This window comes from Microcoleus sp. PH2017_09_SFU_O_A, from assembly GCF_020738625.1.
Taxonomy (GTDB): domain Bacteria; phylum Cyanobacteriota; class Cyanobacteriia; order Cyanobacteriales; family Microcoleaceae; genus Microcoleus.
Genome location: NZ_JAEQCF010000015.1, coordinates 28,446 through 44,252, shown reverse-complemented (window position 1 = coordinate 44,252; position 15,807 = coordinate 28,446). Strand labels below are relative to the sequence as shown.

Below are 15,807 nucleotides of genomic sequence, written 5' to 3'. Positions count from 1 at the left end.
TAGGGGTGAAGCATGACCGCAGAAAATATGGGATTACAACTAATAACTTATATGCGGTCATGCTTCGCCCTCTTCAAAAACCAGATGCACCCATCTAAAATCTCAAGTCTCAAATGGTATGAGTCATTAATAATTATGAAAAACCAATGAAAAAAATGTCTTTAAGAATTAAAGCGATTGTTTTTGCGATCGCCCTCGGAACAATTCCCGTAATTTTAACTGGGGCAATAACTTTTTTCTTAGCCAATCAAAGTATCACTAGCTATGTAATTAATTATCAAGAAACGCGGGCGCTCGCTACTGCCAATGAAGTCAGCAATTTTATGTTAGAACGCTACCAAGATATCAAGCAACTAGCAAGATTAAGCATACTTAACGACCCCAGAGTCAGTCAAACGACTTCAACCATTCAAAAGGAAGCCATGTTAGATAAATATATAGAAGAAGACGAAGGCTACGACAGCATTGCAGTCGCCGATCTCAAGGGAAATACTATTTTGCAATCCCGTGGAGAAAAAATTGTAGATTTGGGAAAGCGGGACTATTTTCAGGAAGTAACAAAAACTAATCAGGCTGTAATTATGCAGCCTATAAAGTCAACAGACGGCAAATATGCCATTTTTACGGCGGCTCCGGTTGTGGATGTCAATACTAACGAAACTATCGCCGTCATCAGGACTCGCACGCCCATAACTTATTTAGAGCAGACTTTTAAGGAAACACAAAACAAGCTAACCAGAAGTTCTGAAGGATTAAAAAAAGAGGAATTCCATTTAATTGATGGCAATGGCAAGTTTTTTTCGGCAACAGAAGCTGAGCAGATCGGCAGAGATGCAGCCTCAGATTTTAGTGTTTTTGCCAAAATGCAAGCTAACAAAAAAATTGACAGTGCCATAGATATCGATCGCATTGATGGAGCTAAGCAATTGCTTACTTATGCTCCTATTGAAGCCTTAGAAAATATGCCAGAATTGGGCTGGAGCGTGATTATTGCTAACGATACAAAAGATGTATTTGCTCCCCAACAAGAGTTACTGTATACTTTGATATCAGGAGTTGGGTGCACTGCTGCTGTTGTTAGCGCGATCGCAATTTTTTTAGCTAGTCGAACTACTCGCTCGGTTAATCACATTGTACGGGCGATCGCCTCTTCTTCGTCGCAAATTGCTGTCACCATCGAACAGCAGAAGCGCATCGCCAGCCAACAGCTATATGCTGTCGATCGCACTGCGACTACAATGAACGAATTGAGCGAATCAAGCAAAGCTTGTGCCTCCGAAGCCGAAGCTGCCGCTTTTGGGGCAGTCCAAGCTCTTAAACTTGCAGCAGGAGGCAGTCAAGCAGTAGACAATACCTTGAAAGAAATGGCAACTTTGACAGAAAATGTCGGAGCAATTCAAAAACAAATTTTACGTTTGAGCGAGCAAACCGATCGCATTGGCAATATATCCAGTTTAGTCAGCGATTTAGCCAACCAAACAAATATGCTCGCCCTTAACGCTGCTGTCGAAGCAGTTAGAGCCGGTGAAAGCGGTAAAGGATTTGCTGTTGTTGCTAGCGAGATTCGCAAATTAGCCGATCGCAGCAAGGAATCTGCTAGCAACATCAATGCTTTAGTTGCAGAAATCCAGAAAGCTATTACTTTGACAGCAACAGTGACGGATGACGGCACAAAAACTGTAGAAAATGGAGTAAAAATTGCCCGAAAAACCGCAGACGCATTTGCTGGGGTTGCCAGGGCGATCGATCGCATTGCTGCAAACAGCAAACAAATTTCCGTCACATCGAAAAACCAGGCAATCGCCATTCAGGATGTAGTTGAATCCGTCAACTCTCTTCACCTCGCCACTCAAGAAACTGCCGCCAGTATTTCTCAAGTCAAACTCGGCATTGTTCAACTAAACCAAGCAGCCCAAAATCTCAAATCAGCAGTGTAGTTGAAGGAAGTAAGATTTATTTATTACTGATTAGCGATTATCGATTACCAATTAGCAATTAGCCACTCCCCATGATTAATAAATTTTTCAGAAAAATTCAAAACCGACTGCTACTGCTTTTAATTTTAAGTACCTTGATTCCAGTATCTCTTGTTGGCTGGTATGGAATTTCCTCTTCCGAAGCAGCACTCCAAACCTTAGCCTTAACTAATCTTACTGAAAGTGTCACATCCAGCGGAGAGCAAATAGTCAACAAACTAGAAAATATCAGTTACGATGTTTTATTCTTCAGCAAATCTCCTGCTCTTCAAGGAATAATTAAAGCTAGAGATGGAAATGGAGCAGACAAAGAAACTAATTCAACTTATCAAAATTGGGTCGATCGAATGCAAATCACATTTGCATCAATGATGGCAATTAAGCAATCTTATATGCAATTGCGTTATATAGATGAGAATGGCAACGAACTCGTGCGCGTAAATTCTGACGGCCAAACGCTCAAAATAGTTCCAACTTCAGAACTACAAAATCAGGCTCATAGGGATTACTTTTACTTAACTATGAAGCTAAAACCGGGCGAAATTTATGTGTCTCAATTCAATCTCAATCAGGAGCGCGGTAAAATAGAAATTCCTTACAAGCCAACCATTCGTCACGCCACTCCTGTTTTTAATACCAAAGGAGAAAGAAAAGGCATTTTGATTGCCAATTCTTTGGGAAAGAATCTGATTGATATAGTTAAAAACATGAATCATGATAATTCAGAGAAAGGTTTTATGTTAAATCAAGATGGTAGCTACATCTACCATCCCACTTCTAAAAAAGAATGGGGTTATGAAACAAAAACGAATGAAAATGTCCAAAAAGATTATGTGGCAGAGGTAGTGACACAAATACTTTCTGGTGGCAAAGGCAATATTGACCTCGGCGATCGAGTGATTAGCTATGATACAGTTTTTCTGAGTAAAGAAAACAACAACAAATTCATTGTGATTGTGAATCAAGCACCTAAATATTCGCTGTTTGCTTCTATTTTTGTTCTTAAAAAAATAGCTACTATTATTGCTGTATTGTCCCTGGGTACTGTTCTGGGATTAGGATTTTTGGTGCTGCGACAACTAATTAAGCTGATTCGAGGATTGATCTATCAAATATCGTCATTCTCTATGCAAATATTATCTAATATGAATGAGCAAGAGCAAGTCGTCGGCCAGCAATTTCTCTCAGTCAATGAAACAACTGCAACCTTAGAACAATTGGGCATATCTTCTCGGGAGACAGCCGAGCAAGCTGAGGCTGTTGCCGTCGCCGCTCGCCAAGCTTTAACCCTCGCGCAAGAAGGAACTCAAAAAGTTGAAGAAACTCTCAATCAAATGCTGAGTCTTAGACAAGCTGTGGCAGCAATTTCTCAGCAAAATCAGCGCCTGGGGGATAGCACAAGTCAGATTGGCAATATCTCGACTTTGGCAAATTTAGTTAGCGATTTAGCCACTCAGACAAATATGCTGGCTCTTAACGCGGCTGTGGAAGCTGTCAGGGCTGGTGAGTATGGCAAAGGTTTTGCGGTGGTAGCCAGCGAGATCCGTAAATTAGCAGATGAAAGCCAACAAGCCGCGCAAAAGATTAATGGTATTATTCCAGAAATTAAGGGCGCGATCGACTCGACGGTGAAAGCAACGGAAGAAAGCCGCAAAACAGTCGCGGCAGGGGTGAAAACAGCGCAGGATACAGCAGAAGCTTTTACGGGGGTTCGGGAAGCTTGCAATCTGGTGTTTGCTAGCAATCAACAAATTTCTTTGAATATTAAACAGCAGGCGATCGCGATCGGGCAAGTAGGTGATGAAATGAACTCTCTCAACCGCACTGCATCTCAAACTATCAGCGGCATTACTCAAGTCAAAGTAGGCACTCAAAAACTTAATGAAGCTGCTTTAACTCTTAAGTCTATAGTGTAAGAAGGAAGTTAGGCAACGGATTGTGTAACGGATGTCAAGGATAAAATTACCGATTACCGATGACTAATTACCGATGGATGACCAATTACCAATTCCTAATTCCTAATTACCAATTACCAATTCCCAATTACCAATTACCAATTCCCAATTACCAATTACCAATTACCAATTACCAATTCCCAATTACCAATTACCAATTACCAATTACCAATTCCCAATTACCAATTACCAATTACCAATTACCAATTACCAATTACCAATTACCAATTACCAATTACCAATTACCAATTCCCAATTACCAATTACCAATTACCAATTCCCAATTCCCAATTCCCAATTACCAATTACCAATTCCCAATTCCCAATTCCCAATTACCAATTACCAATTACCAATTCCCAATTACCAATTCCCAATTCCCAATTACCAATTACCAATTCCCAATTACCAATTACCCATTACCAATTACCAATTACCCATTACCAATTACCAATTACCCATTACCCATTACCACAAACACCTATGATAATTGAAGATGAAGAACTTCGAGATGTATTTAAAATTGCTAGTGAAGAACACTTGCAGAAACTAGACGATGGATTGCTGTACTTGGAACAACACCCCGGGGACTCAGCTAAGTTAGAAGAATTGCTGCGGGAAACTCATTCTCTTAAAGGCGATGCTGGGATGTTGGCGGTAAAAAATGTAGCATCTTTAGCTCATCAAATAGAGCATATTTTGGGAGGTGTCAAGCGGGGAGAGACTCAACTAACTTCAGAAATTAGCGATCGACTTTCGCAAGGTTTAGACGCCATCCGCAAACTCGTTGACGAAGCCGTGACTGGTCAAGATTCCGGTGTCAATACCTTTTACGTGCTCGCTAGCATGATGGGTGCTTCTAACAAGCCCCTGCCCGCCGTCCCCATAGCAGATCCAGAATCTTCAAAGGTACCAGAAGAAGAATTTATACAAACGCAACTTATTGATTCGTCTACTGCGGAACCCGAAACAAATAGTGAAACTTATTCCGCCACTAATTTAGATAAAAATTATTCTTTTTCGACTCTACAATCCGAGCAAGAATTGTTGCTCCAATCTCACAACTTGCGTGGGGCTTCTGCCCCCGCTACTGCATCGGCTTCCCAACCCGCTGTTAGCAGTTCTTCAAGTTCGTCTTACCGCATCGAAACAATTCGCGTTGCTACCAAAAATTTAGACGATTTAATGACTCAAGCTGGTGAACTTACTGTTACAAAAACTAGGTTAGTACACCGACTTGCTGATATCGAAAAACTGACAAATTTGTGGGAAAGTTGGAGCAGAGAAGCTTTTATAAATCGCTTGGCTTTTCATCAGATAGAATCGGACAAAAATGCTTTTCAACAAAATGCCCTCATCATACAGTTACAGAATTATTACCAGCGTACAGAAGAACGTTTAGAACGTCTGGGAACTCTAGTAAATAGATTGAAAAATCGAGTTGATGAAGATACTGCAAGACTCGAATTAATTGCGGAAGAGTTGGAATCAGGAATTCGCACTCTCAGACTGCTGCCTTTGTCTACTATTTTTAATCTATTTCCACGAGCAGTTAGAGACTTGGCTAAGCGGGAAGGGAAAGAGGTTAAATTAGTCATTGAAGGTGGGGAAACTCGAGCTGACAAACGCATTCTAGAAGAAATGAAAGACCCTTTAATGCACCTGATTCGGAATGCGATAGATCACGGAATTGAGACGCCAGCCGATCGCGAAAAGCTCGGCAAGCATCCCGCAGCTACTCTCCGAATTAAAGGCTACCATACTGCTAGCAATATTATTATTGAAGTTGCTGATGATGGTCGGGGGCTGAATCTCGATCGCATTAAACAAACTGCTGTCAAACGCAACATCTGCACGCCGGAAGAACTGGCGGTGATGACAGAAAGCCAAATTCAATCGCTGATTTTTGCTGCGGGTTTTTCAACCAGAACATTTGTTACTGAAATCTCTGGAAGAGGGGTAGGTTTGGATGTAGTTAGGACTAATGTTGAAGCATTAAAAGGTCGCATTCAAGTTGAATCAGATCTCGGAAAAGGATGCACTTTTCGCCTGCAACTAAGTACGTCTTTAGCTACTGCTAATGTATTAATATTAGCGGTTGATGGTATTGCTTATGCGCTGCCAGTCGAGTTTATTGAAACTGCAATATTAGTCCGCTCTTCGGATGTTTTTTCTCTCGAAAGCAAGGCGACGGTGATTTTAGACTCTCAGCCTTTGTCAGTTGCTTATTTGGCAGATTTACTAGAATTAAATGATACAGATTGGTTGCACAATAATCGGGAGTGGAGACAGGAAAGTTGGAGAGAATTCAAGAGAAATACAGAGGTAGAATCGGTGAATCATAATTCTCGGAAAATGCCTTGTATTGTTTTGAAAGTTGGGGAGGAAAGATTGGGATTATTTATAGATGCTTTGATTGACGAACAGGATGTGGTGATTAAACCTCAAAGTCAATTGCTGAAACGGGTGCGAAACGTTTCTGGTGCAACGATTCTGGGGACGGGGGAAGTTTGTATGGTGCTCAATCCCCACGATTTGATAAAATCTGTACGCAAGCAAGTTTTGTTGGGTGGGGTTGGGGGTGCCCGATCGCCAATTGAGACAGTCAGCCGAAAACAAGTTATACTTTTAGCAGAAGATTCGATCGCTACCCGCACTCAAGAAAAGCGCATTCTGGAAGGTGCAGGTTATGAAGTGGTGACAGCAGTGGACGGGTTGGATGCTTTCAATAAATTAAAAACTCGCTATTTTGATGCTCTGATTTCTGACGTACAAATGCCTAATTTGGACGGCTTGGGACTGACTATTAAAATTCGTCAGCTAAAAGAATACAGTGAGTTACCGATTATTTTGGTCACATCTTTGGCGTCTGATGAAGATAGAAAAAGAGGAGCTGATGCTGGCGCTAATGCTTATATTCCTAAAGGTACTTTCAATCAAGATGTATTAATCGAGACTTTGAAAAGGTTAGTTTGATTGTCAGAGGGGAAGGGAAGAGGGGGACAGGGGGAGAGGGGGACAGGGGAAGAGGGGGAGAATTACCCATTACCCATTACCCATTACCCATTACCCATTACCCATTACCCATTACCCATTACCCATTACCCATTACCTAAAAAAATCTAAAATCTAAAATCTAAAATGGTATGATGTTGTCGCCCATTAAAGTATTGTTAGTAGAAGATTCCCCAGTAGCTACGATCGTTCTCAAGCGCATTTTGGATGCTTCGCCAGAAATCCAGGTTGTCGGAACGGCTTCTAACGGGTTAGAAGCCCTAGAATTAATCCCGAAACTTCAACCGGAAGTCATCTGTACGGATTTGAATATGGCACAAATGAACGGGTTAGAGTTCACGCGGGAAGTGATGAAAAAATACCCGCGACCAATTTTAATAATTAGTGCTTCTGTACAAGCAAAGGATACTCAAAATGTATTTGAATTAATGAAAGCAGGTGCATTAGATGTTTTTCCGAAACCCATTGGCGGGTTGGCGTCTGATTACGATCGCCTGGGGAATGAATTAATCGCTAAAGTTAAAGTGTTGTCGGGAGTTAAAGTATTTACGCGACATCAAAGGCTTGGAGGAATCGAAACAGCCGAGGGTCGCCCAAGCAAAAAAAATTATCAATTACCAATTCATAATTACCAATTATCTAGCAAAAATCTCAATTCTCAAACTATTAAGTTATTGGCTGTTGGCGCGTCTACAGGGGGGCCACAAGCGCTACACTCGATTATTTCTAAGTTTCCGGCTAATTTGCCAGTACCGGTGATTTGCATCCAGCATATCAGTGAAGGATTTTTGCAAGGATTGGTTGACTGGTTGGGTTTTGAATCTAAACTGCCGGTGAAAATAGCGGGTTTTGGGGAATTTCCACAAGCTGGGATTGTTTATTTCCCGCCAGAAAAACGTCATTTAGAATTGGATGCTCAAGGGCGTTTTATTTATTCTGAAGCTGCTCGTGAAGCGGGACATTGCCCCTCTGTAACGGTAACATTTAAGTCAGTTGCTAGTTTTTATGGTCGCGGGGCTGCGGGAGTGTTGCTAACAGGAATGGGGCGAGATGGTGCTGAGGGTATGTTGGCGATCGCCCAAGCCGGCGGTTTGACTATTGCTCAAAATGAGGCTAGTTGTGTTGTGTTTGGAATGCCGAAAGAGGCGATCGCCCTCGGTGCGGCCCAGCACGTTTTACCCGTCAGTGCGATCGCTCCTTTACTGTTGGCGAAATTAAAAGTTTAGGACAAGCGGGAGAATATAGCAGATCGGACGTAAGGTTGAAACCGCTTCTATATAAACGATGTCCGCCGGACGCCGACTGAATAGAATAACATAAAACGTAATTTAAACGGTCTGAGCTTCAACCCGCGGAGGCGGGTTTTGCTGGTATAGACGCGGTTTCAACCGCGCCCGTCTTCTTTTATGATTTGATATTGATAAACTTACCAATTACTTCGCGCAACTTGTCAGCATCAAAGGGCTTAGTTAAATACTCGGTTGCTCCTGCCAAACGCCCCTGTACTTTATCAAATGCTCCATCTCTGGCTGTCAGCATCACGATCGGCAAATTCTGAAACTGAGGCAAGCTTCGCACCGTGCGGCAGAGCTCCAATCCGTCAATCCCAGGCATCGAAACATCGAGCAACAAAACCGAAATTTGTTCGTGATAAATTGTTGACAAAGCATCAACTGCATTGTCTGTCACGAGAACTCGAAACTCTTTGCTTAAGGCTTGTTTGACCAGTCCTTGCATGACGACGCTATCATCAACTGCCAAAATAGTTGGTACTTGACTGCTAGTTGCAGACATATTCTTCTCCCGGTTTATTTATAGTTCTTGAAAATAGAAAACATAATTCCCGCCGTCAGTCGATTGTAGATTGTAGATTTTAGATTGACTGTTCCAGATGAATCTGGGAGCTTGAACTTGAGTCTAAAATTGCGATCTCGACCCTCAAAATTGTCGGCAAGCAAGTATCGGTTTTTGGGTGGGTCATTTTTCAAGAGTGCCTTCGGATAAATAGTGCCCAACTCCGTTGGAGCATTAGCAGAAACTTCACCCCTGTTTTTTTGACCTCAAACTCGAAAAAACAGATTGCCCGAGGGGTCGATCGGCGATGACAACAGTTGCAAAATCTGCATCTCAACCGTCAAACCCTTGATGGTGGAGTTTGAACAACTATTGTTACAAAGTTTAACATTTTCGGTGTTTGTGTAGTCGCTCTCCTAACTTTTGTTGAGTTGCCTGTGCAACAGCCCGGTAAACCGTACTGGTATTGTGGCACAAACCAATTATTTTAATCTACCAGCAAGCCTGCTACCCACGATTAGATCTGTCTGTTAAAATACTATTAAACTTATTAAGAAATTCTCTGTAAGCTATCCGCCATAGATTTTTGAAGGGTGCTTCGTCCCCACGGAGGCTCTTAGATTCACCCAGCCTCTGGCACATCAAAAGCATAGTCAACTCGAAGTATAATTTCTAGAGTATTAGATCTGCGGTGCTCTAACTCCCATAAATCAAAAGTTTCCATGTCAGTCAAGAGGTTGGTCTGAGTTTGGTGCCAGCAGCCTGTGTTCGACTTGCGATCGCAGTCTCCCGGGACAAAATTCATGGCTCGTTTTTCTCCTCGGCCAGTATTGATTAGGGCGGTTGCCAGCAACTAGATGGGCACTTATACATGATGAAAGCACCCTTGCCTCTTGGTAAAACAGTGTTCGATCTCGATCGCACCGACTTGTATCAACTTCTGGGTTCCGATCCAGAGGCTTGCTTTGACGATTTGGTAGGCTTGGCCGCCAGGATGAGCGGAACTCCTATTGCTTTTTTGAGTTTGATTGATGCCTCCGGCCACTGGTTGAAGTCGCAGCTAGGTATCGATCGAACTTTGGCACACCGTTACCTGAATTTTTGCGATCGCTGCTATATCGACCAAACTCCCGCACAGTTGGGCGCGAGTTCCAACTCTAACTCGGAATTTGACCGGGACATTCCCCTACAAAAACCTGCGGTTGCGGCGGCAGATGCGATCGCACCCTTTGCAAATTCCTGCAATAAACCGCCTGCCATCATTGTCCGAGACGCTTCCACAGACGTGCGATTTGCCCAGCATCCGCTAATTGTTTCTTACCCCTTCATCAAATTTTACGCTAGCATCCCAGTCGTCACCTCAGATGGGCAGATGCTGGGCGCGATCTGTGTCATGGATTCCGTACCTAAAGGCTTGACAAAAAATACGATTGATGGTATTGAGATTTTAACTCGGCAAGTTGCGAGTTTGGTGGAGCTGCGGTGGCAATTAGTCAAAGCCAAGAAAGAGGTGGCAGAGGTAGAAGATATCGCTTCACAGGGCCAGCAAATCTCGGAGTTAGCTCGATCGAACCAGGAGTTTTTCTGGGCAGTACAGACTTCAGAGAAGGACACAAGAATATTCCCAACAAAAAAGCTGCCGGTGCTCGAAACAGGCAAATCTCAGGATTTGCGGGAAACTTCAGCGGGCATGAGGCGCGATCGCGATCCCAAACAAATTCCCGAAATAGTGACAGAGGGGCAATCAATGGCAGACTTGCTACAGGAGCGATCGCGCTTGGCAATGCTGCAAGCTAAAGTTGGTGCAGCTCTCGGACAAGGCGGGACAATACCGGCCACCCTCAACCGCTGCACCGACGCAATGGTAGACCATCTCGACGCCACAGCAGCCAGCATCTGGACGTTCAACCCGCAGATAGAGCGGTTAGAATTGCAGGCCGATTCAGGAGTCAGCAGCCAAGATTGGGAACGGCTAATAGAAGATTGGCTGCGAGAAGAAACGGGAAAACTCGAAACGGCTCCTCTGTGCTTGCTGTCGAACCCGTCCCTCTGCGCCATTGCCTATCCCCTGATTGTGGAGGAACGACTGGTGGGAGTGATGGCTGTATGCAGCAGCGCTGCTGCCACGGAGGGGGCGCTAGAAGTTCTGGGGTGGATGGCTAATGCCATTGGCGTGGCGATCGATCGTGTCAAGGCCCGAGAAGAATTGTTGAGCCGCCGGGAAAGTCTGCTGTTCGGCCTCGCCAGTCAGATGCGGAATTCTCTAGACCTCGACAAAATTTTAGATACGGCTGTTAATGAAATTCACAGCTTGTTGCAGGTTGACCAGTGCTACTTTTTGTGGTATTCAGTATCGCGGCAGGGGCAGCCGAGTTTTGCGATTACCCACGAGGCGGCAAATCCTGAACTCACAGATCTGCTCGCAGAATATCCGATCGCACAAGTAACGCTACTAGCCGAGAAAATTCGCGATCGCCAAACGCTCCGCATCGGCGACACTGCCACAGCAGCCTGCATAGATTCCGCCACGCGAGCTTTTTTAAGGGGTGTCGGGATCGTTTCTAAGCTGCTGCTGCCGCTCAAGACTCACTCCGGTCAAATGGGGGCGATAGTTTGCAATCATTACAGCAGCCGTTCCTGGGCGGCAAGCGAGGTAGAATTGCTGCAAGCGGTGGTGGATCAACTGGCGATCGCGATCGACCAAGCCGAACTTTACGCCCAAACTCGGGCGGCAGCCTTAGCAGCTCAAACTCAAGCCCGACAACTGACTGAAACTTTGCAGAGTTTGCAGCAAAAAGAAGCTCAGCTCATTCAAAACGAAAAAATGTCCTCTCTCGGTCAAATGGTTGCCGGCGTCGCCCACGAAATTAACAATCCGGTTAATTTTATTTACGGCAACTTGACTTATTGCGAGCAGTACATGAAAGATCTGCTGGATTTGCTGCGCTTGTATCAAAAGCACTACCCCGAACCTTGCGAGGAAATTCTCGACAAAAGCGAAGAAATCGATGTGGATTTCGTAGTGCCAGATTTGCTGAAAATTCTTTCTTCGATGGAGATGGGAGCCGAACGCATCCGGCAAATTGTCCTTTCCCTGCGGAACTTCGCGCGGCACGACGAAGCCGAGAAGAAACCTGTGGACATTCACGAAGGGATTGACAGCACGCTGCTGATTTTGCAGAGCCGCTTGAAGTCAAACGGGCCAATACCGGGAATTAAGGTAATTAAAGACTACGGCGACTTGCCGAAGGTAGAATGCTATCCCGGACAGCTCAACCAAGTATTTATGAATATTTTGGGAAATGCGATCGACTCCTTGGAAAATCAGCCCGCACCCAAGACGATCGAAATCTCGACGGCGGTGGTGTCCCAAGACTCGGATCGAGGTGAGTCACGAAAGTCGATCGGTCAACTTGTGCTGATTCGGATTCGGGACAGCGGGCCGGGATTGACCCAAAAAGCTAAATTGTGCTTGTTTGACCCTTTCTTTACCACTAAACCAGTGGGCAAAGGCACGGGACTCGGCTTGTCCATTAGCTACCAGATTGTGGTGGAAAAACACGGCGGCAGTTTGAAGTGTATCTCAGAACCCGGACAGGGAGCGGAGTTCTGGATTGAGATCCCGCTGTCTCGCCCCGCTGCTGTCAAAGAATAAACTGGCGGGCGATCGGTTTGGCAAACATTTTTTAAACTTTATTGTGAAAGTGCTTGACAGATTCTGGTGTTTGAGTGTTAATATGATAAAGGTTAAGACGTTGGGGCGTCGCCAAGTGGTAAGGCAGCTGGTTTTGGTCCAGCCATTCAGAGGTTCGAATCCTTTCGCCCCAGTTAAATAGTTTTTAATGTTTTCGATGAAAGGGCGGTTGAAACCGCATCTACACAGGCAAAACCCGCCTCCGCGGGTTGAAGAGTGGGTCGTTAAAATTACCTTATGCTCTCTTAGTCCACAGAGGCGGACATAGTTTGTATAGACGCGGTTTCAACCGTACATCCGCTCTGCTAATTGCTGGGCCCGCGAGCATTTAATCGATCGAATACGTATCGAGAAATTGCCGGAAATGCTGTTTCGTCCTTGGTATAAGCCACATCGTCTGCGAAAACGACCAAGATGTAAATCGCGCGATCGTCTAAAGTTCTGACAAAAGCCGCTTCGCTGCGGGATTTGGAAGTATAGCCAACTTTGGAACCAAAATAAATATTAGTTGGTAAAGACTCGCCGAGAAATCCTTTTATTGAGTTGCTAGGGTCATTTTTCCAGGCTTTAGGGTCTAAATCTCTCGTCAGCAAGTAAGCCATTTTGCGGCTGGCGAGACTAGAAACAGCTTGCCTAGTATAGATTTCATATATTAATCTGCCGGCTTGGTCAGTAGTTGCTTGATTGCGAATCGGCACAGAATCATCGCCCCGCAATTGCAAATCGCGACCGACTGGGCCTTCTTGCCTTAAATAGTATATGGGATAATTTTTGGTGCTTATACGAATATCATTGTAGCCTGCTGACTGGAAAAACGTGTTAATTTGCGTGCGCTTTTGCAGCCATGTTTGCAACTCTTCTCCTCCGAGCCGTCCGCCGGATTTTGTATCGGTGATTTTGTCTAAAATCCTGCTGGCAGCATCGTTGTTGGAGATGCGAATCATTTGTTCTAAGTCGTTTTTAAATGCAGATTCTCTTTCCGTAATCATGCCTTTTTCTATAGCTGAGTAAAAGGCTGCCATCCAAAATAACTTGGCAACGCTAGCAGGAAATCTGAGAGTTTGATTTTGATATCCGGCGAAGGTGTGATTTTTGGGATTGCTGACATCAAACAAGCTAATTGATAGCTTATCTGCTGGTAATCCTTGGCTGGTGGCAATGTTCACAGCTTCATCAACAATCCCTTGCAATTCTTGAGAATAAACTGGATTGGGAGGTGTTTTGATGTTGTAGGTGAAGGTAGGATCGCTTTTACTATCGACTACATTTTGGGATGTTGGAATTGTCGGTGGCGAGATAGCCTCTTGAGACAATATGACGGGTGGTTCTGGGGCGCGGCGAGTTCTGAAGGGGATTGTCAGGAGCCAAAAAAACGCGATCGCCCCCGCAATTAAACACAAAATGTTGCGGTATTTGAGCCGAGACAATTTTGCCCTCAGTCGCCGACGAGATGGCGTTGGACGATCGGTGATGAGGCGTCGGGGTTCAACTGGACGATCGCCGCTGATTTGCCGTCGAGGTTGGACTGGACGATCGCTGATTTGCCGTCGTGGCTCAACTGGACGATCGCTGATTTGCCGTCGTGGCGCGACTGGACGATCGCTAATTTGGCGTCGGGGCGCGACTGGACGATCTGTGATGACGCGTCGGGGCGCGACTGTACGATCGGTGATGAGGCGTTGGAGCCAGATTGAGATTTGGAGCCAGATTGGGCGTTGGAGCAAGATGAGGCGTTGGAGCCAGATTGAGATTTGGAGCCAGATGAGTCGTTGGAGCGAGATGAGGCGTTGGAGCCAGATTGGACGATCGCCGATCGGGCGTCGGGATTGGATAGGACGTTGGGGTTTGACTGGGCGATCGCTGCTTGCGCGTCGGGATTGGACTGGACGCTCGCTGCTGTGGCGTCTGGGTTGGATCGGACGTTGGGGTTCGATTGGGCGGCGTCGGCGGTCTACTTGCATTACAGTGTTGTGGTATCAAACTCGCAGGATCAGTTTATAATAGGGCGGTGTCTAATAGAATTTTAGATTTTAGATTTTAAATTTTAGATGTGGAATAACTGATTGTATAAGGGTTTGGAACTTGCCAACAGTTGCATTATTTTTTGAAACGGGTCTACACTTTCGTCAATTTAATCTACCTGCTAGGCTGATTAAGAGTTCGAGTAATCGTAAAGATTTCAGGATAGCACTGAGTTGAAGCAAAATCCTTGGGAAAACATGAGAAATTTTTGGAGTCTGGCTGTTTTGGGATTTGCGATCGCCTGGGTGAATAATTATTTGATACCTGATGTTTGGGCATTGCAGTCTCAACCTGCTGTCGCTGTTGTCGATCGACAAACAGAAGCACGCGGCCCGGATGTAGTGGCTGAGTCGATCGCAGACAGCGAAAATCGGGAACCCAAAAATAAGCAAAGTGTTTCTAGTTTGCTCAGTCTGTTTCGGGACTTGAACAACTTACCTGAAATTCCGTATTCCCAATGGCTAGAAGTGCTGGCGAGACGACCAGACTCAGAGAATACTGCGACAGAAACCGCTATACTACCCGAAGACATAGCACGTTTTGAAAAGATTGTACAGTATGCCAAACAGGAAAATTTGCCCGATCGCCCGATCGGACAAATCATCCAGGCGATCGGCGATAACTTCCAAGGATTGCCCTACGTCGAGGGTTTGCTGGACAAATCCGGCGAAGAAAAGTTGATCGTAACGTTGAATAAATTTGATTGCGTTTTGTTTGTAGAGACGGTTTTGGCTATTTCCCGAGGCGTAGCAGTAAAAGATTACGAATATCAAAATTTTGTAAATCGCATAGAAGAACAACGGTATTTAAACGGTAAAATGAACGGCTATTGCAGCCGGCTGCACTATTTTTCAGAATGGATTAAAGACAATCAAAAACGGCAAACCGTAGAAAACATTACCGCTCAATTGGGCGGAGTGCCGATGAATAAAACACTAAATTTCATGAGCCAGCACCGCAGCAGTTACCCGCAAATGGTAAAAGATGAAGCAACTTATCAGTGCATAGTCAGCCAAGAAGCAGAATTAGCCAAAACTACGGTTAATTACATCCCGACAAATCGGATCAAAAGTGTTTATTCCCAGTTAAAGCCTGGGGATATTGTGGCGGTAGCCACGGATGTTAAAGGATTGGATGTCACCCACACAGGTTTTGTGTACAGGAATGCAGACGGGAATCTCGGCTTAATTCACGCTTCGCCGGCTGGGGCTGTGACAGTTGCTTACGACTTGCAGAGATATATTAGCAGAGTCGAAAGTGCGATCGGCATTGTAGTTGCTAGAGCAAAAACACCTAATCCAATTCGTTCGTAGTGAGGACTTCAGTCCGCATTCATGAAGGACTGAAGTCCTC

Annotated in this window: 11 protein-coding genes and 1 tRNA gene; 9 read left to right on the top strand and 3 right to left on the bottom strand. The window is 44.8% G+C overall.

What is annotated here, in order from left to right; genetic code table 11:
* Nucleotides 1-146: 146 nt before the first annotated feature.
* The 5 genes from JGK16_RS08290 (at nt 147) to cheB (ending at nt 8,170) form a co-directional block, all read left to right on the top strand.
* Nucleotides 147-1,937 (top strand): methyl-accepting chemotaxis protein, encoded by a 1,791-nt coding sequence (locus tag JGK16_RS08290; protein ID WP_293202948.1) that lies wholly within the window; start codon nt 147-149, stop codon nt 1,935-1,937.
* A 71-nt stretch (nt 1,938-2,008) separates the two neighbouring features.
* On the top strand, nt 2,009-3,892 hold the full coding sequence (locus JGK16_RS08285) for a methyl-accepting chemotaxis protein (RefSeq protein WP_293181616.1): 1,884 nt from the start codon (nt 2,009-2,011) through the stop codon (nt 3,890-3,892).
* A gap of 59 nt (nt 3,893-3,951) precedes the next feature.
* A complete protein-coding gene (locus JGK16_RS08280) occupies nt 3,952-4,416 on the top strand; it encodes a hypothetical protein (protein ID WP_293190197.1) in 465 nt (154 codons plus the stop codon).
* Nucleotides 4,413-6,905, top strand: a complete 2,493-nt coding sequence (locus tag JGK16_RS08275; RefSeq protein ID WP_293181611.1) for a hybrid sensor histidine kinase/response regulator — start codon at nt 4,413-4,415, stop codon at nt 6,903-6,905. Before JGK16_RS08280 ends, JGK16_RS08275 begins: the two co-directional genes overlap by 4 nt.
* Nucleotides 6,906-7,078: 173 nt before the next feature.
* Entirely contained in the window at nt 7,079-8,170 is a 1,092-nt protein-coding gene (gene cheB / locus JGK16_RS08270; RefSeq protein WP_293181668.1) for a chemotaxis-specific protein-glutamate methyltransferase CheB, read from the top strand.
* Between the two features lie 178 nt (nt 8,171-8,348).
* Here cheB and JGK16_RS08265 read toward each other — a convergent pair whose 3' ends face one another.
* Nucleotides 8,349-8,738, bottom strand: coding sequence for a response regulator (locus JGK16_RS08265; RefSeq protein ID WP_293157809.1), 390 nt, complete (start codon nt 8,736-8,738; stop codon nt 8,349-8,351).
* Nucleotides 8,739-9,360: 622 nt separating this feature from the next.
* Complete coding sequence (locus JGK16_RS08260; RefSeq protein ID WP_293181608.1) at nt 9,361-9,543, bottom strand: hypothetical protein; 183 nt, start codon at nt 9,541-9,543, stop codon at nt 9,361-9,363.
* Nucleotides 9,544-9,609: 66 nt separating this feature from the next.
* Between JGK16_RS08260 and JGK16_RS08255 the strand changes: the two genes are divergently transcribed.
* Entirely contained in the window at nt 9,610-12,393 is a 2,784-nt protein-coding gene (locus tag JGK16_RS08255; protein ID WP_293190195.1) for a GAF domain-containing protein, read from the top strand.
* Between the two features lie 101 nt (nt 12,394-12,494).
* Nucleotides 12,495-12,566 (top strand) — tRNA-Gln (locus JGK16_RS08250).
* 171 nt (nt 12,567-12,737) lie between these two features.
* On the opposite strand, the gene JGK16_RS08245 is transcribed toward JGK16_RS08250, so the two are convergent.
* Nucleotides 12,738-13,745 (bottom strand): serine hydrolase, encoded by a 1,008-nt coding sequence (locus JGK16_RS08245; RefSeq protein ID WP_293190193.1) that lies wholly within the window; start codon nt 13,743-13,745, stop codon nt 12,738-12,740.
* A gap of 1 nt (nt 13,746) precedes the next feature.
* On the opposite strand from JGK16_RS08245, the gene JGK16_RS08240 reads away from it, so the two are divergent.
* Nucleotides 13,747-14,433: a hypothetical protein gene (locus JGK16_RS08240; RefSeq protein ID WP_293190191.1), complete on the top strand. Its 687-nt coding sequence runs from the start codon at nt 13,747-13,749 to the stop codon at nt 14,431-14,433.
* A 218-nt stretch (nt 14,434-14,651) separates the two neighbouring features.
* Nucleotides 14,652-15,767 (top strand): N-acetylmuramoyl-L-alanine amidase-like domain-containing protein, encoded by a 1,116-nt coding sequence (locus tag JGK16_RS08235; protein WP_293181596.1) that lies wholly within the window; start codon nt 14,652-14,654, stop codon nt 15,765-15,767.
* Nucleotides 15,768-15,807 lie beyond the last annotated feature (40 nt).

What these genes read in the sequence shown, in the direction of transcription:
- JGK16_RS08290 (WP_293202948.1), top strand. Translation starts at nt 147, where the DNA reads ATGAAAAAAATGTCTTTAAGAATTAAAGCGATTGTTTTTGCGATCGCC.
- JGK16_RS08285 (WP_293181616.1), top strand. Translation starts at nt 2,009, where the DNA reads ATGATTAATAAATTTTTCAGAAAAATTCAAAACCGACTGCTACTGCTT.
- JGK16_RS08280 (WP_293190197.1), top strand. Translation starts at nt 3,952, where the DNA reads ATGACTAATTACCGATGGATGACCAATTACCAATTCCTAATTCCTAAT.
- JGK16_RS08275 (WP_293181611.1), top strand. Translation starts at nt 4,413, where the DNA reads ATGATAATTGAAGATGAAGAACTTCGAGATGTATTTAAAATTGCTAGT.
- cheB (WP_293181668.1), top strand. Translation starts at nt 7,079, where the DNA reads ATGTTGTCGCCCATTAAAGTATTGTTAGTAGAAGATTCCCCAGTAGCT.
- JGK16_RS08265 (WP_293157809.1), bottom strand. Translation starts at nt 8,738, where the DNA reads ATGTCTGCAACTAGCAGTCAAGTACCAACTATTTTGGCAGTTGATGAT.
- JGK16_RS08260 (WP_293181608.1), bottom strand. Translation starts at nt 9,543, where the DNA reads ATGAATTTTGTCCCGGGAGACTGCGATCGCAAGTCGAACACAGGCTGC.
- JGK16_RS08255 (WP_293190195.1), top strand. Translation starts at nt 9,610, where the DNA reads ATGATGAAAGCACCCTTGCCTCTTGGTAAAACAGTGTTCGATCTCGAT.
- JGK16_RS08240 (WP_293190191.1), top strand. Translation starts at nt 13,747, where the DNA reads ATGACGGGTGGTTCTGGGGCGCGGCGAGTTCTGAAGGGGATTGTCAGG.
- JGK16_RS08235 (WP_293181596.1), top strand. Translation starts at nt 14,652, where the DNA reads ATGAGAAATTTTTGGAGTCTGGCTGTTTTGGGATTTGCGATCGCCTGG.